23 protein-coding genes, 1 pseudogene and 1 riboswitch are annotated in these 19,838 nt (G+C 30.1%); of the genes and pseudogenes, 4 read left to right on the plus strand and 20 right to left on the minus strand.

All coding sequences use genetic code 11. The features are described 5' to 3' along the window. Positions 1–13: 13 nt before the first annotated feature. The 3 genes from ACREWB_RS05245 to ACREWB_RS05255 are packed head-to-tail and all read right to left on the minus strand — an operon-like array spanning position 14 to position 3,411. Entirely contained in the window at positions 14–1,000 is a 987-nt protein-coding gene (locus ACREWB_RS05245; protein WP_431546438.1) for an extracellular solute-binding protein, read from the minus strand. A gap of 42 nt (positions 1,001–1,042) precedes the next feature. After that, entirely contained in the window at positions 1,043–2,662 is a 1,620-nt protein-coding gene (locus ACREWB_RS05250; protein WP_431546439.1) for an ABC transporter permease subunit, read from the minus strand. After that, the gene (locus ACREWB_RS05255) at positions 2,659–3,411 is read right to left on the minus strand and encodes an ABC transporter ATP-binding protein (protein ID WP_431546440.1); all 753 of its coding nucleotides are present in this window, start codon (positions 3,409–3,411) and stop codon (positions 2,659–2,661) included. The genes ACREWB_RS05250 and ACREWB_RS05255 overlap by 4 nt, the downstream gene beginning before the upstream one ends. Before the next feature lie 255 nt (positions 3,412–3,666). Between ACREWB_RS05255 and ACREWB_RS05260 the strand changes: the two genes are divergently transcribed. Beyond that, positions 3,667–4,428, plus strand: a complete 762-nt coding sequence (locus tag ACREWB_RS05260; protein ID WP_431546441.1) for a DeoR/GlpR family DNA-binding transcription regulator — start codon at positions 3,667–3,669, stop codon at positions 4,426–4,428. A 46-nt stretch (positions 4,429–4,474) separates the two neighbouring features. Here ACREWB_RS05260 and ACREWB_RS05265 read toward each other — a convergent pair whose 3' ends face one another. The 5 genes and pseudogenes from ACREWB_RS05265 to ACREWB_RS05285 form a co-directional block, all read right to left on the minus strand. Then, entirely contained in the window at positions 4,475–5,005 is a 531-nt protein-coding gene (locus tag ACREWB_RS05265; RefSeq protein ID WP_431546442.1) for a phosphatase PAP2 family protein, read from the minus strand. 205 nt (positions 5,006–5,210) lie between these two features. After that, positions 5,211–5,498 carry a PhoH family protein gene (locus tag ACREWB_RS05270; protein WP_431546524.1) on the minus strand — a complete coding sequence of 96 codons (288 nt, stop codon included), beginning with the start codon at positions 5,496–5,498 and terminating at the stop codon, positions 5,211–5,213. Next, positions 5,467–5,751, minus strand: a complete 285-nt coding sequence (locus tag ACREWB_RS05275) for a PhoH family protein (protein WP_431546443.1) — start codon at positions 5,749–5,751, stop codon at positions 5,467–5,469. Before ACREWB_RS05275 ends, ACREWB_RS05270 begins: the two co-directional genes overlap by 32 nt. Before the next feature lie 23 nt (positions 5,752–5,774). Next, positions 5,775–5,909, minus strand: coding sequence for a hypothetical protein (locus ACREWB_RS05280; protein WP_431546528.1), 135 nt, complete (start codon positions 5,907–5,909; stop codon positions 5,775–5,777). Between the two features lie 12 nt (positions 5,910–5,921). Continuing rightward, a pseudogene (locus tag ACREWB_RS05285) lies at positions 5,922–6,293 on the minus strand (PIN domain-containing protein); the annotation flags it as partial. A gap of 307 nt (positions 6,294–6,600) precedes the next feature. Here ACREWB_RS05285 and ACREWB_RS05290 point away from each other — a divergent pair. Continuing rightward, entirely contained in the window at positions 6,601–6,996 is a 396-nt protein-coding gene (locus tag ACREWB_RS05290) for a hypothetical protein (RefSeq protein ID WP_431546444.1), read from the plus strand. A gap of 59 nt (positions 6,997–7,055) precedes the next feature. Here ACREWB_RS05290 and ACREWB_RS05295 read toward each other — a convergent pair whose 3' ends face one another. From ACREWB_RS05295 to ACREWB_RS05310, 4 genes are all read right to left on the minus strand, one after another. Continuing rightward, entirely contained in the window at positions 7,056–7,643 is a 588-nt protein-coding gene (locus ACREWB_RS05295) for a zinc dependent phospholipase C family protein (protein ID WP_431546445.1), read from the minus strand. A gap of 53 nt (positions 7,644–7,696) precedes the next feature. Further along, complete coding sequence (locus ACREWB_RS05300) at positions 7,697–9,445, minus strand: GGDEF domain-containing protein (RefSeq protein ID WP_431546446.1); 1,749 nt, start codon at positions 9,443–9,445, stop codon at positions 7,697–7,699. A gap of 125 nt (positions 9,446–9,570) precedes the next feature. Next, a complete protein-coding gene (locus ACREWB_RS05305; protein ID WP_431546447.1) occupies positions 9,571–10,149 on the minus strand; it encodes a hypothetical protein in 579 nt (192 codons plus the stop codon). Between the two features lie 104 nt (positions 10,150–10,253). Further along, on the minus strand, positions 10,254–10,475 hold the full coding sequence (locus tag ACREWB_RS05310) for a hypothetical protein (RefSeq protein WP_431546448.1): 222 nt from the start codon (positions 10,473–10,475) through the stop codon (positions 10,254–10,256). Between the two features lie 5 nt (positions 10,476–10,480). On the opposite strand from ACREWB_RS05310, the gene ACREWB_RS05315 reads away from it, so the two are divergent. Continuing rightward, positions 10,481–10,834 (plus strand): hypothetical protein, encoded by a 354-nt coding sequence (locus ACREWB_RS05315; protein ID WP_431546449.1) that lies wholly within the window; start codon positions 10,481–10,483, stop codon positions 10,832–10,834. A 95-nt stretch (positions 10,835–10,929) separates the two neighbouring features. Next, a complete protein-coding gene (locus ACREWB_RS05320; protein ID WP_431546450.1) occupies positions 10,930–11,535 on the plus strand; it encodes an HD domain-containing protein in 606 nt (201 codons plus the stop codon). 84 nt (positions 11,536–11,619) lie between these two features. On the opposite strand, the gene phoU is transcribed toward ACREWB_RS05320, so the two are convergent. The 8 genes from phoU to ACREWB_RS05360 form a co-directional block, all read right to left on the minus strand. After that, positions 11,620–12,276: a phosphate signaling complex protein PhoU gene (phoU, locus tag ACREWB_RS05325; protein ID WP_431546451.1), complete on the minus strand. Its 657-nt coding sequence runs from the start codon at positions 12,274–12,276 to the stop codon at positions 11,620–11,622. A gap of 47 nt (positions 12,277–12,323) precedes the next feature. Further along, positions 12,324–13,073, minus strand: coding sequence for a phosphate ABC transporter ATP-binding protein PstB (gene pstB, locus ACREWB_RS05330; protein WP_431546452.1), 750 nt, complete (start codon positions 13,071–13,073; stop codon positions 12,324–12,326). 50 nt (positions 13,074–13,123) lie between these two features. Next, positions 13,124–14,872 (minus strand): methyl-accepting chemotaxis protein, encoded by a 1,749-nt coding sequence (locus tag ACREWB_RS05335; protein ID WP_431546453.1) that lies wholly within the window; start codon positions 14,870–14,872, stop codon positions 13,124–13,126. Between the two features lie 39 nt (positions 14,873–14,911). Further along, on the minus strand, positions 14,912–15,754 hold the full coding sequence (gene pstA, locus ACREWB_RS05340; protein ID WP_431546454.1) for a phosphate ABC transporter permease PstA: 843 nt from the start codon (positions 15,752–15,754) through the stop codon (positions 14,912–14,914). An 11-nt stretch (positions 15,755–15,765) separates the two neighbouring features. Then, positions 15,766–16,722: a phosphate ABC transporter permease subunit PstC gene (gene pstC, locus ACREWB_RS05345; protein ID WP_431546455.1), complete on the minus strand. Its 957-nt coding sequence runs from the start codon at positions 16,720–16,722 to the stop codon at positions 15,766–15,768. A 106-nt stretch (positions 16,723–16,828) separates the two neighbouring features. Continuing rightward, entirely contained in the window at positions 16,829–17,902 is a 1,074-nt protein-coding gene (pstS, locus tag ACREWB_RS05350) for a phosphate ABC transporter substrate-binding protein PstS (RefSeq protein ID WP_431546456.1), read from the minus strand. 239 nt (positions 17,903–18,141) lie between these two features. Beyond that, complete coding sequence (locus tag ACREWB_RS05355; protein ID WP_431546457.1) at positions 18,142–18,384, minus strand: hypothetical protein; 243 nt, start codon at positions 18,382–18,384, stop codon at positions 18,142–18,144. Between the two features lie 125 nt (positions 18,385–18,509). Further along, positions 18,510–19,691 carry a cation:proton antiporter domain-containing protein gene (locus ACREWB_RS05360; protein WP_431546458.1) on the minus strand — a complete coding sequence of 394 codons (1,182 nt, stop codon included), beginning with the start codon at positions 19,689–19,691 and terminating at the stop codon, positions 18,510–18,512. A 65-nt stretch (positions 19,692–19,756) separates the two neighbouring features. Further along, a riboswitch (Fluoride riboswitch) is annotated at positions 19,757–19,820 on the minus strand. Between the last annotated feature and the right edge of the window lie 18 nt (positions 19,821–19,838).

Here is a 19,838-nt window from a genome sequence, read left to right on the forward strand (position 1 = left end):
TTCCTTTTCCTTATTATTTTGCAGACTTGAAGAATTCTTGATGTTTTTGAAGAAGCTCTACTGTTAATGCCGTATCGAATACTTTAGATTTTGTAGGTCTATTTACATCATCTACAGTTTCACCTTCATATAATGCTACAGGATAATACTTAAGAAGTTCCGGTCTTGCTTTAGTAGTTATAACCTTTGCCATTTCCATAGCTAGCTTTGTTGTAGCTGTATTTTCCTTTTTAACTACTGCCACAGCCTCTGCAAGTGAAAAATTACCTTCTATTGGATCTATATAATCTATTGGTTTTCCTGAGAGTTTATCTGCTACGGCTTGATGACGAAGTCCAAATCCTACTGCTACTTCTCCAACTCTTACTTTCTTTATTGGACCAGAGCCTGAAGTTTCTATATGTGGCCCACAATTTTTAATAAGCTTATTAAGAACAACTTTACCTTCCTCTTCTCCATATTCGCTTATAATTGATTGAATAAGAAGCCATGCAGTTGATGAGTTCATTATATTAGGAATAGAAACTAAACCACTATACTCATCTTTAGTTAAATCTTTTATAGATTTTGGCATATCTAAGCCACTTTCCTTCATAAATTCTGTATTTACAAATATTGAACCAGTATTTGCAAGTATTGGAGCGTAATAAGCTGGATATTTTTCTAGTGCCTTAGTTTCAAAATCTAAATCCTGAAACATATTGTTTTTTTGTTGAGCACTGTCAATAAAATAAGAACTCATAGTTATTAAATTCGCTTCGATATCCTCACCCTCGGCCATAAGTTTTCCACCCAGTTCTGAGGTTCCAAGTGCTTGCAACACGTATTTCCCATCATATCCAGAACTATTAAGACTATCTTTCATAGCTGTTACCGCCTCTTCATCTGCATTGGTATAGATAACCACCTTCTCTGCAGTTTTGTTTCCGCAACCTACAAGTCCTACTAACATTGAAAGGACCATAAAACAAACCGAAATGCTCTTTAATATTTTACTCATTAAATATCTCTCCCTTTTATATAATTTATTTTATAAACTTTGTTAATTTACAGATAATTTCTTATTGGCATAATCACAACAAATTCTCATAATAATATTTGTTACAAAGATAAGTATTGAAAGAACAAATATCTCATTAAAATCACCAAAATGCTGAAGCTGTTTTATCTTACTAGTTAGAACAGAAGTCCTAGCAGTAACAAGAAAAATAATTGCACTAATGGTAACCATGGAATTTATAAAGTAGTAGCTAAACATTTCAATTATTGTAGATATTGAACTTGGGATAACCACTCTAACTACTGTCTTGATCCACGTATCTCCTAAAAGTTCTGCTGTAGGTTCCCAGGCGGGATTCATTTTTGATAATGAATTTTTAGCCATAAGATACGGTGTAGTAAAAAAATGTACTATGTTACAAATTATTATTATTATGAAAGTACCCTTTAAATCGCTTTTGTTAAAAAACAGTAAATATGATAATCCTAGAACCATTCCTGGAACAGCATTGGTTATCATAGAAAGAGTATCTATATATCCCTTAGCACTTCTATTAATATTTGTCCTAACGTTTAATATAGCTGCAGAATAGGCAAGTAAGGTGCCCGTTAATGCTGAAATAATTGATACAATAAAGGAATTTTTATATACCTGTAAGATGCTCTCTGAAAACAGAGTGCTTCTAAAAAACTTAGTAGTAAACGACATATCATAGGGGAAATTTTCTGCAAAAGGTGCAATGAACATTATTGCGAATATTGACATAATCCCTACAACTATTAAAATTGATATGGTTCCAAGGCAAATATCTCGATGTGTATTTTTCATTAATTCAACTTTAGTAAATTTATCATAGTGAAAATTAAATCCTTCAAGATAGTTTAAAAATAAAACTCCAAATATTGCAGGTATAAGCATAAAGATAGCTATTACTGCACCTTTATTAAAATCTGGTATAGAGCCAAGCATAACCTGATAAAGGTGAGTTGAAATAACGCTGTAGTTTCCCCCTACAGAAGCGGGTATCCCAAAATCTGTGAAACTTAAAACAAAAGTTAAGACAAAGGCTCCTCCTAAGGTACCTATAAGAGGTCTAAATATTGTGTTAGTGAAACTCCTAATAACACTATCTCCCATAAGTTTTGAAACAATAATAAACTTTTTGTCTATATACTTAAAAGAATTATTTATAAGAAGAAAAGCTAAAGGAACTGTATAAATTACATATCCAATTAGTAGTCCATTAAACCCATAAATTTGCATTATCTCCCTACCGAATAACTTGGTTAGAAGTCCCTGTTTACCAAAGGAATATATAATCGCAAAGCCATAAGTTATTGTGGGCAAAAACATAGGAACTGAAATTCCAATTTTAATCATGCTCTTTGTAGATTTAAATATTTGGGTACAATTTACAGCGTAGGCTAAAATAAAAGCTGTAATTGTAGTTATAACGGCAGTAATTCCTGAAACCACAATACTGTGCATCATTGAAGTTAAAATATCCCTATCACTGATTACCGAAATATAATTACTAATTCCAATTTCATCTCCATTTTTAAATGAATTAATAAGTAATGTTAAAAGTGGAGCAAATAAAAATGCTATAAACGATAATACAATTATTATATATATGACTTTTACTTCTAATCTTTTTTTCATACACAATATTCTCCAAATAAATTGTATATGTTATCTCTCTTTATTTTTAATTGACGTAGTATAAACTCCTCTACGAAATTGTTTTTGGGCTGGTTAATTACCTCTTTTGGTGTACCGAATTGCGAAATAACACCTTCATCAATTATCAGAACCTTATCCGCCATGGTTAAGGCTTCCTCAGGGTCGTGGGTTACTATAATAGTAGTAAGATTATACTCTCTTGTAATAGCTTTAATTCTATCTTTTATAGTTTCTTTTATAACTCCGTCAAGAGCACTTAATGGTTCATCTAAAAGAAGTATCTTAGGTTTTGTAACCAAAGTACGTGCTAGTGCCACCCTCTGTTTTTGACCACCAGATAGTTGATATATCTTTTTAGACAAATGGGGTTTTAATTCTAGGAAATCTATTAACGCATCTAACTCTTCACTACTTACTGAATTTGGTTTATTCTTTAGTCCATAGATTATGTTTTTGTATGCATTAAGATTAGGGAACAGTGCATAGTCTTGAAAAACTATATTAAACCCACGGTCCTTCATAGGCGCATTACTTATATCTACACCTTCAAAAATAATAGACCCACTATCCATTGGAGTTAATCCAAGTATTATATTAAGCAGTGTAGTTTTACCGCTTCCACTAGGCCCTAACATAGAAACAATTTCGCCCTTTTGTATTTGTAGATCTATCCCATCTAGCACTACCTTTCCATCAAATTGTTTTTTAATATTTTTTAGTTCAAGCATAAGAATTCACCTCCATAAAATTTTAAAGTGTTTCTTTAGTACTCTTTAAATATACCTTTCTTATGTTAAATGCGTATTATATAAATGTTAAGTATGAGTAAAGTATTACAATTTCTTTATAACATCATGACAACCTTTAGTATATAGTTCATATTTTTTGATTATGTTTTCAATATTTCCTTGAATGTTGTCAATTTTCATGATAAGTTATACATATATTAATATGAGAATTATTAATTTTGAAAGGGTGATTTTATGCTTCCCAGTGAAAGACAAAAAAAGTTTTTAGACTTACTATCAACAAAAGACGTAGTGACTATTCTTGAATTTATTGAAAAGTTTAACGTATCTATTGAAACTGTAAGAAGAGATTTATCAGTTTTAGAAAAACAAAATAAAATAGAAAAGGTCTATGGTGGCGCAAAAATTAAAGACCCCTCCTTAGATGAACCTTCTATGGAAAATAGAATGATAAGTAACCTAGTACAAAAAGACTCTATTGGCAAGAGATGTAGTGAATTTATAGAAGCCGGAGATTGTATTTTCATCGATAGCGGTTCAACTACTTATCATATAGCAAAACATATTAAGGATAAAAAAAACCTCACAATCATAACTAACTCTATTCCAGTGGTAAATGAATTAATGAATAGTGATTTTGAGATTATTATAATGGGTGGTAAAATAAGACATACTGAACGTTCTGTAGTTACCTATGATTATATTTTCAATTTTTCACAACTTAACATAACAAAGAGTTTCGTATGTGCTGCAGGCATTACGGTATACAATGGTGTTTCTGACTTTAATATGCAAGAAGCCGTTACTAGGAAAACAATTATCGAAAGATCAAATCAGGTGTTTATAGCTGCTGACAGCAGTAAATTCGGTAAAAATGCAACTATAAATATAGCTCCCCTTGAAAAGATTGACTATATTGTTACTGATTCTTATTTAGATAAAAATGTGATCACTAGTTTCAAGAAATTTAAAACTGAAATAATATTATCAGAATAAAAAAGCTGTTATTACACTTGTTTATTGTGTAATAACAGTTTACTTTTTAAAAACTCATAGTATTGAAAAAACTACATACTACAATTGAACATAAAAGCCCTAAAATTATTCCAATTAAAACATCCGAAGTGTAATGAACCTTCAAATAAAGCCTAGAAAATGCAATTAAAAATGCTAGACTAATAATGTAAATACTCATATCACTATTCTGAATTATAAAGACACCAACCACCGAAAATGATGAAGCAGCATGACCTGAAGGAAACGAATAAGTCATAGGCTTTGATATAAGTAATGTTCCTTGGTCAATTTTTATAAATGGCCTTGCTCTTCTAATTAAGTGTTTTATTATGCCCTCCCCTACAATTGCAGTCAAAATCAAAGAAATAATTACTCTATACCCTAACATTCTATAATCATTACTATAAATTAAAAATATTGAGAGCACACTCCAAACTAAACCACCGTTACCCATCCAAGTAATAATAGTCATCAGTTTATCTAATAGTGGAAATTGAAGATAGCTTTCTATGAAATCCATGATTTTATTATCAATTCTTTGAAATGAATCAAGCATAAGTAATCACTTCCTTAATATATATTTTTAGATAAAACTGTTATTTTAGATTCTATATATTATAGTTTATTCGAAGTTGCCATAATTGTAATTTAGAATAGGTTAAGATATGGTTATATTATTGTTAAAATTTTAGAACAAGACAAATAATAATGAGGATATATTTTAAAATCCATCCTCATTATTATTTGTCCTTGTAAAATTCCTACATAGCCTTTTCTGCTAATTTAGATAATGGACTTCTTTCTACTTGTTCTAAAGTAACATGCCCAGTTATTGCGAAAGACTTCATTTTTTCAATAGTATAAATTAGCCCATTGGATTTTTCATCAACTATAACCAAGGCATCTGAAAGTGTTCTTCCTCTCATATATGTGAATGTTTTAGTTTCTATTATGCCTTTTTTACGAAATTTTTCAATAAAGTCATTTACCGATACTTCTACTTTTTTCAGCTCATGTTCATCGATTTTTTTTATTATTACTTTTGATATCCATTAAACTTTCTACTGAATCATAAAAACTTCCCATCCAAGGTTTCAATTTTTCTTCCTCGGTACCAGGTAAGAATCCAATATCATCTCCTGCTGGTACAACTGGTTTAACAAAAATTACTCTTCTAAATATTCCTTCCTCTACTACTTTTCGGAGAGCACCTGCAGTTGAAAGAATTGTTTTTCCAGATCCTGCTCCACCAGAAATAGTTACTAAATCTATTTTGGGATCCAGTAATAATTCAAACGCCATTCTTTGATCTTTATTAATGGGAGTTAGCCCACTATTTCTCCTATTTGTTGAGAAGAAAGTGTAATTTTCCTATGTCCTTTATATAATTCTTCTGCAGTTACCTTATCATTTTGATAATCCTGTGTAACTATTCCTAAAGCATCACTTTTTATAGCCATATATAAATCTTTTGTGACTAATATAGTGGAAATTGTTGTATCACTATTTGCAATATTTTTTGTTACTGCTAATATTTTAATATCATTTTTTGTGAAATCAAAACCGTTAGGTAAGCAGCTTGGATCACTATTATTTAATTCAATTCTTATTGTTCCTCCATTTGAAAGGCTTCACACCTTTATGCAAATCGCCAATCATTCTAAGGTTATTTAGCCCTCTAGCTGCATTTCTTACATGATATCCTACTATACCTTCTCTTTTTTAAGGTTATCTAACTCTTCTATACATATTATTGGAATAATAATGTTATTGTCCTCAAAATTGTAAATAAAATCAGGATCGTGAACCATTACATTTGTGTCAATAATGTAGTTTTTAATCATTGTTATCCTTATTAAACAAAAGTAAAAACTGCCATTGTTTAATAAAGTTTCACCTCCTTAAAAATTATTTATTCCCAACTAAATTGTATCATAGGCATAACTTAATATCATAAAATTAACTTACTCTTTACATTATTGTTTTGATTTTTAACAAATAAGAATAACCGAATCTTAAATAGCCTTTAACATGTTCTTTACAATGGAATGTTAAGATGTAATTATAAGAAACAGCTTAAATATATATTTTTTACCACAGCGTAATTTTATTTTTATTTATCTAATAATAATTAGAAAGGTGAGGATGACAATGACCAAAGAAGAAACTATATATAAAATACTTTTTCCTGAAGATGATGATCCTAATCACATTAATTATGGACATTTTTTAAGCAAGAACAAAAGGACCCTATACAAATTTAAGGCCCTAGTGTATGAAAGCCAATTGAACGCAGTACTAATTATGGATGGTAAAAATCGAAATGCATTTTATGTAGAAGTTTTACAAAGTGAATTAGAGAGCTTTTTAATTCTTACAAATGAATTCAATTTCAAACAGATTAAAATGGACAGGCAATTTACAGAGCAAGTAGTACATATGTTTAAAGATTATTTGTTGACACTAAATAGTAAAAATCATAGATTCTCAAGTCCAGTAGAAAATCGCAAACAATTGCAATACACAAGTATGTGTGGAAGTTTTTAAGAATATACAAATCTATAACTGTTATCACACACTTTTTAGTTGTGGAATAACAGTTTTTTTTATCTTAATATATACTTTTCTATAATTTGTTCTTTATTTTGTTCAAAATACAATTGACTTGAATAAACTATTAACTTTGAAATTTGTGTTGCTGCAACTAATGCATAGTTAATATCTCTATCTAAGCACGCTTCCTCTGTATTGTACTTTTTTTGTAAATTTAAAACTATTTCCTCTACACTATCGTCAGGCATATCATTATTATTAGGCCTTAGTTTCCTTCTTGCAAGTAACCTTATTAATCTTATATGAAGAATCATCTCATAATACAGATGCTCAAAAGCCCCTTTTTTTTCATTACCATCTCTGTGATATATGCAAAAGTAGTCGCAAGCAAAATGGCAAACAACACCTAACCCCTCCGAAAATTTCTGTATAGAAATGTCATCTCGCATAAGTTTTTTCGAATAATTAGTAACACTGATTAAGCTGTCTTCTAAGGTATGTTGGCACTTAATATCTTTGTTAGTAAAGTCGGGTTTTACATTTCCATATGCAAAGGCTACTCTGTCAAGTTTAAAATCAATATTATTCGATAGACGTTTAAAAAGAATATTAGATATGAGTAAATGAGTATCTACTATCACAACAATACACCTCCCCTATATTTCAAGAATACTCCCCAAAAATTGAATTTCAACTATGCTATAAAGCAACTTTTCACTATTCTTTTAGATTCTAATTTACATTTCTTTTTAATCTTTGCTGCATCTTCAGTTAATTCATATATATTTGTATACGACTTATTTTTATCCATCACTATTGCAATTGATATACTCATTATTGGATAATTCTCTTCATTATTATTCCTGTTAAATGATTGAATATAACCTTTTTTCTTATCTTCCTCATTATAAAAGTTTGAAATGTTGCTATCAAATTCATTTATTATATCTTGGCAAAGTTTATATGCATTATACCCTGGTATAATTGCCACAAAATCATCTCCACCTACATGTCCTACAAAACTATCTTTATAAAGAGAAGTATGCTTTTGAATAACGCTTGCTGTAAATGATAAAATTCTATCTCCATTTTCAAACCCATATGTATCATTAAAAGCTTTAAAATCATTTATATCAAAATATAAAAGAGAAAACTCTTTTTTCTCTACAATTAATTTACAAATAGAATCTTCAATAACCACATTACCTGGTAATCCAGTTAATGGATTTGAGTATTTTGCTACATTCACCTCAAACTCCATTATTTTCTCAAGTAATGAAATTACAGTAACTACACCATAATATTTATTATCTTTTTCTACTATTATATAATCATATTGTTTGTCCTCTTCTCTTGATATAACAATTTTTGATATCTTATCCAACGGGGTATAATAATCAACAATAAGTGGATTTGAATCCATAATTATGTGTACTGATCTTTTCATATATATTGACCATCCAAATTGAGTTCCAACCCTAGCAAAAAAATTTGAATTCATAACTAATCCAACAGTTATAGAGTCACTATTAATTATTGGAACACCCGTTATATTAGAATTACTTTTAAATAGACTGTCTATTTCACTGCATGTTGTATCCTCTAAAACCGCGCTACCCCGTCTTGCTATTTCTCCTATTTTCACTTTTGAGCTTGAACTAAAGCTATGATTTTTCAAACTTATATTTTTATCAATAATTATATTTTTTATTAGCTCAGGTGTTTCTAATAAATTAGCATTTGGCCTATTTATTAAAAATCCTTGACCATAATGTACACCTATTTCAATAAGAGTATTGAGGTCACATACATCTTCAATACCTTCAGCAATAACTTTAATGTTAGTTGTATTTGCAAATTCAACAAATGCTTTAATTATCGCTTTTTTAAAATTATCCCTAGTTACATTTGTTATTAGACTCATATCCATTTTAATATAGCTTGGTCTCGTATTTGCGATAGTTGTAAGTCCAGAATAACCTGTTCCAACATCATCAATAGCTATTTTATATCCCTGACTCTTGTAGTAATTTATTACTTCATTAAAATTTTTATAATTATCAATTGAAGTTTTTTCAGTAATTTCTAATACTAGTGCCAGTGGATTTATATTATGTTCAGTTAGTATTTCTTTGGTAAAGCCTTTAATGAAATGTTCATCTTTTAAAATATCAGGATCTACATTAACAAAAAGAAGCTTATCAGAATTATGACTACTAAATCTCTTTATTGCATTTGATCTACATAAAATTTCTAAATCCCAAAGAAGATCATGTATTTTAGCTTCTTCAAAAAGTATTTCAGGATTTATATATTTACTATCTACAGGTCCCCTTGTCAATGCCTCGTACCCTATAACATCTCCCGTTTGTAATGAAACAATTGGTTGAAATACACTTCTTAAGTTATTACCTGAAATTATTTCTCTTAGTTCATCTGACATAACTATATCCCCCTAATAATGCTTTATATAATTATAGTATATATTGTTATAGTTAATATCACGTTAAGATTCATGTATATTTATGTTAAATTTGTACTTGGTCTTCTAAAATAAATAAACTGCCATTACATAGCTTTGTTATGTAATAACAGTTTATTTATTTTCTCATATATTTCTTTCCAATTGTAGACACGAATTATATTCTCATTTAACTGTCCCCTATTATAGTTGGTATCCATAAGTAGAACTTTGAATCCTGCTTTTGAAAGTTGCATTGCATTATCATAACTATCCTCAATAAATATATTACAATTTAATTCTTTTGCTTTTTCAACTTTGTAATGACTACCTAAAACAAATAATTCATCGTAATACAATTCATTTTTCTTAAGATATGAATGAGTTAGCATTGTAAGTGATTTGTCCCTAGCTGTCACAAAATATATATTATGAAGCATGCTAAGTTTTATTAAGGCTGTCTTTACATCTTCCCTTAGTTCCTGCTTTGAATGGATGTTGAATTTGTTTTTTTCATAGAACTCTTCGTATTCTAATATGTCTATATTCATTACTTTATGAATAAAATACTCTGTAACCTGATCTACTGTAACACTTTTATTGAAATACTTGTTTGCTGCCTCTAGCCAAAAATATGCGTCTGTAATTGTTCCATCGATATCAATACATATATTTAAGTTTTTCATGTTTTCACCTCCTTACAATATATTATATTATAAGATTATTAATACTGCGTTAAGGTTTTTTTATCTTTATGTTAAAACTCACTTAAATATTTTTTCCATTATTATTATTTATTTTTAAATTTCTCAGAAACCCTTGGTACAAAACCATTTTCTGACCAGTATTCTTTCATATTATAGATTTTTTCTTTACTATTAATATCATTTTCAAGTGCAGTATCACAAAATACCTTTTGACTATTGATCATTTCTTTACCCCTTCTATCAACTCTTGTATAATTACCATCACTATTCAAAATTCTTGCTTTTTCTGTATCTAATAAAGTCATCTTATATGATTGCAAACTCTAAAATTAACGGACTTACACACAAAGAGCAACTAATGGCCTCATACATAGCTGCACTTCATAGAAAGAATGAATTCAAAATAAACTTTAAATTATACCAAAATTTAATTACAGCTCAAGATCTAGACATAATAAATAAATTAAGCATATTACTACGAATTAGTGAAAGCCTAGATAAGTGCTTAAACGGAAATATAAAAATGATTAGCTGCAATATCGAATTAGATACTGTGACTATAACCGTTGATGCAATAGAAGACCCAGTGTTAGAAATAAGCGCAGCACTAGATTGCTCTTCTTCCTTTGAGAAGACTTTCAATAAAAAATTAATCATAAAATAATCACTAATTTATTAGCATGTTATCCATAGTCTTTTCATATATTTAGTATAGTTTAGGATATATGAAATAGACGCCTACTTAGGAAGGAGAGTAACATGCAAAATATTGCAACCTATTTAAATGAAAGAGAGCTTCTTAAAATTTCAGATAAATATAATGTGTTTGACATAGCAACTCATGAAAAAAAGCTTTCAATTTATGCTCTTCGTTTACTTGACTCTATGACTCCGTACTATGAGTTTAAAAACGAAGAAAGAAATCTCCTTTATTATAGTGCCCTTCTTCACGATATAGGATATTTTATTAATAAAGAAAAACATCATAAGCATACCAAATATATTATTTTAAAGGATCCAAGTTTAGATAAGGTTCCGAGTAGCCTTAGGTATAGCTTAGCACTTATTGCAAGTGGCCATGGCAAATCTATTTATGATAATCTAGATTCTTTTCCATATGAAGAAAAAGACACTGTTCTAAAATTAGTGTCTATTCTTAGAATTGCAGATGCCCTTGATCATAAACATAATCTGGGTGTTTCACTAGAACAAGTAGAAATTATAAATCATGTTTTAAATATTCGAATTAAGGGACAATCCTCTAACCAAATATTAAAGAATACTAAAAAGAAGTCTTTATTGTTTTCAAAAGTATATAATATACCAACATGCGTAGAATGTTATCCAGGAGAAGCTAACAATTGAAATGAACTTTTTAAACTATGCATATTGTGTAAAAATTTTTAGGGGATGTATATAATTATATACATCCCCTACTTATGTCATATCCTAATCATTTAAATCTATTTGCTCTCCAGTTACTAAATAAACAGTCCATTCGCAAATATTTGTCGTGTGATCAGCAATTCTTTCTAAGAATTTACATACAAATAGTAATTGACTAGCTTGCTTAACTGTAGTGGAATCCTCAGCCATTAATAGCAGTAACTCATTAAAAACATCTTTATATATAGCGTCTATTTTATCATCCATTTTACAGGTACTATACGCTTTCTCAAGATCTCCTTCAACGTAAGCATCAATAGAGAGTTTAATCATTTCCTTTGCTATATCAGCCATTTGTGGAATATGCACTAGTTGCTTTATATAGGTTTCCCCTTTAATTTTTATCGCTATTTTCGCTATATCAACGGCATGGTCTGCTATTCTTTCTAGGTCTGTTACTATCTTTGTGGAAGTAAATAAAGTTCTTAAATCGTGTGCTAAGGGCTGTTGGGTTGCTATTAACCTAACACACTTATCTTCTATTACCTTTTGAAGATTATCCACCAAGTCATCATCCTTAATTACTTTTTCTGCCAAATCACAATCTTGATTTACTAATGCCTCTATACATTTAAATATTTGCTTTTCTACTATACTTCCCATACTTAACATGTCATTATGGATTTGCTCAAGTCCTGCGTCAAAAGAAGCTCTTGTCATATTTTATTCTCTCCTTTATATAAATTATTATTATTATTATATTATTATTAGCCAAATCTTCCTGTAATATAATCTTCTGTTCTTTTATCCCTCGGTTTGTGAAAAATCTCTTCAGTTTTACCGAACTCTATAACTTCTCCATTTAGAAAGAATGCAGTCTTATCTGATATTCTTCCCGCTTGTTGCATATTGTGAGTAACTATAACAACAGTGTAATTTACTTTTAATACATCCATTAGTTCTTCAACTTTAGCCGTAGATATTGGATCTAGTGCCGAAGTAGGCTCATCCATTAAAATAATTTCTGGCTCTACAGCGAGGACTCTAGCTATGCATATTCTTTGTTGCTGCCCACCAGATAAACCCATTGCGCTTGTTTTTAGTCTATCCTTAACTTCATCCCATACTGCTGCACCTTTAAGGCTTTTTTCAACGATTTCAGCTAATTGAGCCTTGTTTTTAATGCCATGTATTTTGGGACCATAAGCTATATTGTCGAATATAGACATTGGGAATGGATTAGGCTTTTGAAAAACCATTCCTATCTTTTTTCGGAGTTCTATTATATTGCACTCGTTATAAATATTTTTGCCTTCATATATAACTTGACCTTCTATTTTTACATCATCTATTAAGTCATTCATTCTATTAAGAGTTCTTAAAAATGTAGACTTACCACAACCAGAAGGTCCGATGAGCGCAGTAACCTCATTTTCTTTTATATCAAGATTAATATTCTTTAATGCTTGAGATTTACCATAAAATAAATTAATGTTTTTAGTTTGAATTATTCCCATGTAGTTTCCTCCTATTTAATTCCTGAAATATATGTAAACATTCTGAAGTTTTAAATTTTAAATTGTTGGACCAATTGTCGTAAATCTTCACCTTTATTTGCTCCATCCTGGCACCCTACTACAATGTATTCCATAGCTTTTGAAGTTTCACTTACACTAGCAGCTATTTCATTAGAACTTCCACCAACTTCTAAAAGTAATGTTATTACTGAGTTAATTGACGTATTTGTTTTATCGATAGTATTTTTCATATCTGAAGTATTATATACTAAATAATCAGAAAATGCATCCATATATTCAGAATCTTTTTGGTAATCATTTCCCATAAATATCATTAAATCATAATCTTTGCTGATTTTAGTATCAATAAGTTCTAATATTTCATTGGAACTCTCAGCAATATAAAAAAATGCTTCCTCTACTAAATTAACCATATTTTTAATATCTGATACTGCACCTGTCGATAATACTGCTAGCTTTCCAATCTCATCAGCTACTACTGCAAAACCTCTTCCTTGATTCCCTGCCCTAGCTGCTTCTATAGCGGCATTTAATGATAATAATTTTGTTTGTTTAGAAATATTATCAATTAGGTCTGACATTACTTTAATTTCTTTAACTACTTTACCATTTTCTATTGCTTTTAGAATTTTTGCTTGTTTTTCAATATAAATAGAACTTACCATTTTCTTTGATTCTAATGCGCTATTTTTAACTTTTGTAGCTCTCTCTTTTATTCCTTTAGAAATTCCACTTGTAACTATAGCCTTATCTGATATAAGCCCAATTGATGAAATCATTTGCTGAGATAAATCGCTTATATTATTAACTCCTGAGTTAATAATATTTATGTCATTATTAATTTTATAGGTTGATTCATGTACAGATTGAATGTCAGCTGATATTTCCTCTGTACTTTGATAAATATTATGATTATCAGTGTTTACTTTATTCACTTGCTCTATTATACTTACTACTAGTTTTTTAGTGTTTTTAGATGCTTTATTTAACGCTTTTGATAATATTCCAATTTCGTCATTTAAGTCTATGTCTATAACTTTTGTTAAGTCACCCTTACTTAAACTTTCAGCAAAATATACACTTTTATTCAGACTTTTTGCTATAAAGCCACTAATTAAAACACCCAGCAAGATAGCTATAATAAATCCACTTACTGTTATTGTTAGTATAATTATAGAGGATTTCACGAATAAATTTCTATTACTTAAGTTTGTTATCCTAGCACTTTCTTTATGAGTTATTATTAAATTTTGAAAGTCATTGTCTAGGTTACTTGATACAGAACTAAATGTCTGTAATAAATCATCAGATTCATCAAATTTACCTTCACTTATTAAATCTAATAAACCAACAATTAATTTATCATTACTGGTATTTGTAGAATTTAACTTTACATTATTTTCATCTTGTCCATTCATAATATTAACTTTATTGTATTGTAATAAAAGCTTACTATTTTCATCTAGAAAATTGTTGACCCTATCAATTTTAACCTGAGTCACCGTAGCATTTTTCTTTAATAATATTATTTCCATCTCACTTTTGATACTTATAACATTCTTTTGAATATGAGCCAGAGTTTGTATAGACACTAAATTATTATTATAAATATGATCATTACCCATATTAATAGCCTTCATACTAATATAACTTGATATTCCTACCAAACTTATATAAAGTGATATAGATATAAAACATATAAGTAGTTTACTTCTAACCTTTAAGTTTAAGAGTTTTTTTATAATAAATAGCTTTTTTAAATTCAAAAGTTTTTCCATAATTTCTAGCCCCTTAAAATATAATTTTTTATCATCATATTAATACTTCTTTCTGGTTAAAACCCTTGCAGAAATATTCATAAATAATACCATTATTATTAAAACTAATGCAGCACCCCAAGCTTTTTCTATCCAATCAGCATAAGGGGATTTAGCATACTCAAAAATCTGTGCTGGAAGGGATGCTATTGGCTCTTTTAAGCTACTTGACCAATATATATTTCCGAAAGCAGTTAAAAGAAGTGGTGCAGTTTCCCCTGCTGCTCTTGCAACAGCTAGCATTATCCCTGTTACTATACCTCTCATAGCCGTTGGTATAACTATTTTAATAATAGTTTGCCACTGACTAACACCAAGTGCATAAGACCCTTCTCTATATTCATTTGGTACCAGGTTTAAAACACCCTCTGTAGATCTTGTAACTATCGGTATTAATATAATTGAAAGCGCTAGACCACCAGACATAGCTGAGAAACCACCAAAAGGCGCCACAAAAGCTATATATGCAAAAATTCCTACAACTACAGATGGGATTCCTAGTAGTATATCAACTACGAATCTAACAAGTTCTGCAAATTTTCCTTTATGAGCATATTCATTTAAATATATAGCAGTCATAACTCCTATTGGTATTCCAACAACTGAAGCAACTGCTACTAAAATTAAAGTTCCAAGAATACCATTGCCAATCCCGCCCCCTATATCACCTGCTGGAGTAGGTAATGATGTTAAAAACCCAAAGTCTATAACTCTGTATCCTTTATAAATTATATAACTAAGTATACTTACCAAAGGGATTAATGCTATTATGGTCAATACAACAATTATAACATGCATAAAGTCATTGAATATTTTTCTTGTTCTTATGTTTGAAGTTGGCATAATATCACTCCCTAATAAACTTTAGATATTTTACGAATATAGATTCTTGCTATTGCATTCAGAATAAATGTCACTAAGAATAGAAGTAAACCTATTTCTATTAATGATGAATAGTAAACCGCACCAGTAGCTTCATTAAATTCGTTAGCAATAACTGCCGCCATTGAATGCCCAGGTGCAAATAGTGAGGCCTTAATTTCTGCTCTATTTCCTATAACCATGGTAACCGCCATAGTTTCTCCAAGCGCTCTACCTAGTCCCATTATTACAGCTCCAAGTATTCCTTGCCTGGCATAAGGCAAGACAACATTCCATATCATTTCCCACTTAGTAGAACCAAGGGCAAGGGACCCCGCTTTTAAATCATCTGGTACAGTTTCAATAATATCAACAACTAGAGCTGATATTATTGGAATAATCATAATGGCTAAAATTAGTCCAGCTGATAGCATTCCAAGCCCAATAGGTGCTCCTGAAAAAAGTGGGAACCATCCAAGTACACTACCTACAGGTTTTTGAAAATAATCTCTGATAAAAGGTACAAAAATGAACAAGCCCCATAATCCATATAAAATACTTGGAATACTTGCTAATATTTGAACCATGAAACCTATGATTATTTTCATCCATTTATTTGATATTTCTGTTAAAAATAGACCTATCCCAATGCTTATTGGTGTTGCTATTACAACTGCAATAATTGAAGACACTATAGTACCATATATAAAAGGTAATGCTCCAAATTCTTTATTAACTGGATCCCAATTAGTACTTGTTATAAACGAGAATCCGAACTTTTCAATAGACAATTTAGACTGAATTATTAGCGCAATTACCATCCATACCATTAAAGCCACAATAATCACTGCAAAAAATAAGGTTATATTTTTAAATAGCTTGTCTAAAAAATTTTGACTTATTTTAGTGGGTTTTTGCTCGCTTTTCTTTACAATTTTACTTTCTCCCATAGTCTATTCTCCTTCACATGATTCTAGAAAACTACACAAACCCAAAGTGTAAAAACCTTTTTTAATTAGTTTTTAACCACTTCGGGTTAATGTTTATATTAAATTATTACTTAATGGTAGCTATATTTTCTTCATTAAGTTTAATGATAGACTCTGGTAATTTTCCATAATACAAATCATTTGAATAGCTTTGTCCATCTGTGTTTGCCCATTTAATTAAATCTACAATTACTTTTTTCTTATCTGCATCCGCATATGTTGTATTTGCTAATATCCAAGCAAACCCTACGATGCCATATGAATCATCACCTGATTTTTCAACTAGTGACACCTTTGTATCTTTTGGCATATCTACCGCTGCAGCTTCAGCTGCAAGAGTTGCTGCTTCGAGTGATGGTGAAACAAACTTTCCATCTTTGTTTCTTAAATCTGCAAAAGATATTTTATTTACAGTAGCATATGCAAGCTCAGTATATCCTATTGATCCAGGTGTTTGTTTAACTTGACCCGATACGCCTTCATTTCCTTTAGCTCCTATTCCTGCTGGGAATTTAACGGCTTTTCCTTGGCCGACTTTTTCTTTCCACTCTGGAGATACTGTAGTTAAATAATCTGTGAAAATAGATGTTGTTCCACTTGAATCAGAACGATATACAGGAGTTATATCTAAATCCGGAAGTTTAACATCTGCATTGTCAGCTTTTATTTTTGCATCATTCCACTTCTTTATGTTTCCAAGATAAATACCTGTAAGTGTATCTTGAGTAAGTTTTAATCCCTTATCCACGCCTTCAACATTATATATTACAGCTACTGCTCCCACAGTTATAGGTATATGGATAACACCATTTTTTACTGCTTTTTCATCTTCATCTTTCATATATGCATCTGATGCTGCAAAATCTATTGTTTCTGCTGTAAGCTGCTTAATACCAGCCCCTGATCCTATAGATTGATAGTTAACTTTAACTTCTGGGTGGAGTTTATTATATTCTGAAAACATTTTTGAAAATAGCGGATTAACAAATGAAGATCCTCCTGCATTAATCATGTTTTCCTTTGATGCAGCTGGCTTTTGAGTTAAATCCTCTTTTTTTGAAGTTCCACACCCAGCTAATGCACCCGTCATAACAGTAAGAATTGTTGTAGCTACAATAAATTTTCTCATATTTTTTATCATTATTATTCCTCCCCAATTTATATTCTTTTTTAATTTTCGTATTTACATTACAAACTAAGTATACCTCGGTTATGTTTCGCGCATGTTATCGCTTTGTTAAGTATATGTTAAGTATCACCTCCAACGCTATTAGTATAGTTTCTAACATTGTTAGGCTTTTTATCCTAAATATTTTCAATAATTATTAACTCAAAAAATAGTAAAAGTGCCTACAAACTTGTAGTCACCCTTATCTCTTATTAACTTACATTAATTCTCTTTTCAAATAGACCACCTTGTTTAGTATAATGCAAAACATATTCTTTATCATAAACATTATGTATTTCTAAATGCATAATTCCTTTTGTTTTTAGAGTTAATTTAATTTTATTAAATTCTTCAAGTTCTGTTTTAGAAGTTAGCATAGTATAGATAAGTTTTTGTGAATACATGACCCAAGACTCTAATAATTCATCTGTTGATGTGTTTACATCTATGTTCATTTTTGTGCCTCCTTGTATAATACGAATAATAATATTATTACATATTATTTTCTTACATATACTATTATATATTTAATTATCCTATATTACAATTAAAATTGATATATTTTATCCACTTTGCTTATCTAATCATCTGGCAGTAGCTTTTCTCCACCTATTTTAATTCCTATAGCTCCGAGCGGTGCTGTAACAATTATAGATAATACTGCAATTGCAAGTATTACCTCTCCTGATTTCACTCCAGCAGCCAGTGGCACTGCGCCCATAGCTGCCTGAACCGTGGCTTTGGGAATATATGAAATTACGCAAAATAGTCTTTCTTTTCGGTCTAAATTAGTTCCTACTAATGATAATAATACCCCTATACTTCTAGCTATGAGTCCAATAGTAATAATAATTAGTCCAAGGATTCCTGAATCCACGGCTACATGTATATTTACCTGCGCTCCTACTAGTACAAACAGTAATATCTCTGCAATTACCCATACCTTGTTTAGTTTTAATGACATTCTACTGGCTACTTTAGTATACTTCTCAAGTATTACAAAACCGATAGTCATTACCCCTAGAAGACTTGCAATGGGTACTGCATTTTTAAGCAAATCTTCAAGTCCTGTCAGCATTATTGCAACTGCAATTAGTATCAATGTTTTCTTCGTATCTCTTATGTGATACTTTTTAAATGCTTTTGTTAATACAATTCCTATAATGGCACCTGCTGTTATTCCAAGTAAAATAGATAAAGGAATACCCATAATATTTTTTACTATATTTGAATTTTTACCACTATATAAGCCTAAAAACGTAGAAAATATAGTTATAGCAAAAACGTCGTCAATAGAGGCTCCTGCTAGTATTATAGTTGGTATGCCTTTTTTTTCGCCTTTCCCTTTGGCTATAAAATTAAGCATAGGTGGTACAACTACTGCTGGTGAAACCGCGGCTACTATAAACCCAAGCATCCCCGCCTCAATTTTTGATATAGATAGTATATAACTTGCTACAAACATAATACTTAGACCCTCCAAAATACCAGGTATGCAACTCATTTTGAGTGCGGGAACACCTACTTTGTTTAAGGTTTCTTTTTTAATTCCAAGTCCAGCTCTGAGTAGAATAATAATCAGTGCCATTTTTCTAAGATCAGGTGATATTCTAAGTATGTCCGGATTTATTATATTTGAAACATAAGGTCCTAGTAATACTCCTAAAATTAACATTCCTAGCAGTCCTGGAAGTTTTAATTTTTCAAATAGCTTATTGGAAAGTAGTCCTAAAATAATTATAATTGCTAAACTCATTGCCATTTTGTAATCTCCTTCTTTATATCAATTTTTTTCAAAAAAACAAAAGACTCCTACTTAGAGTAATTCACTAAGTAGGAGTCATTAATTGCAAAAGCAATAGTTAAGGTGAACTCCATCACCTATGTTCTATATATATTATACTATATT

Origin of the sequence: Clostridium sp., assembly GCF_050717635.1 — a bacterium.
Taxonomy (GTDB): domain Bacteria; phylum Bacillota; class Clostridia; order Clostridiales; family Clostridiaceae; genus Clostridium_AD.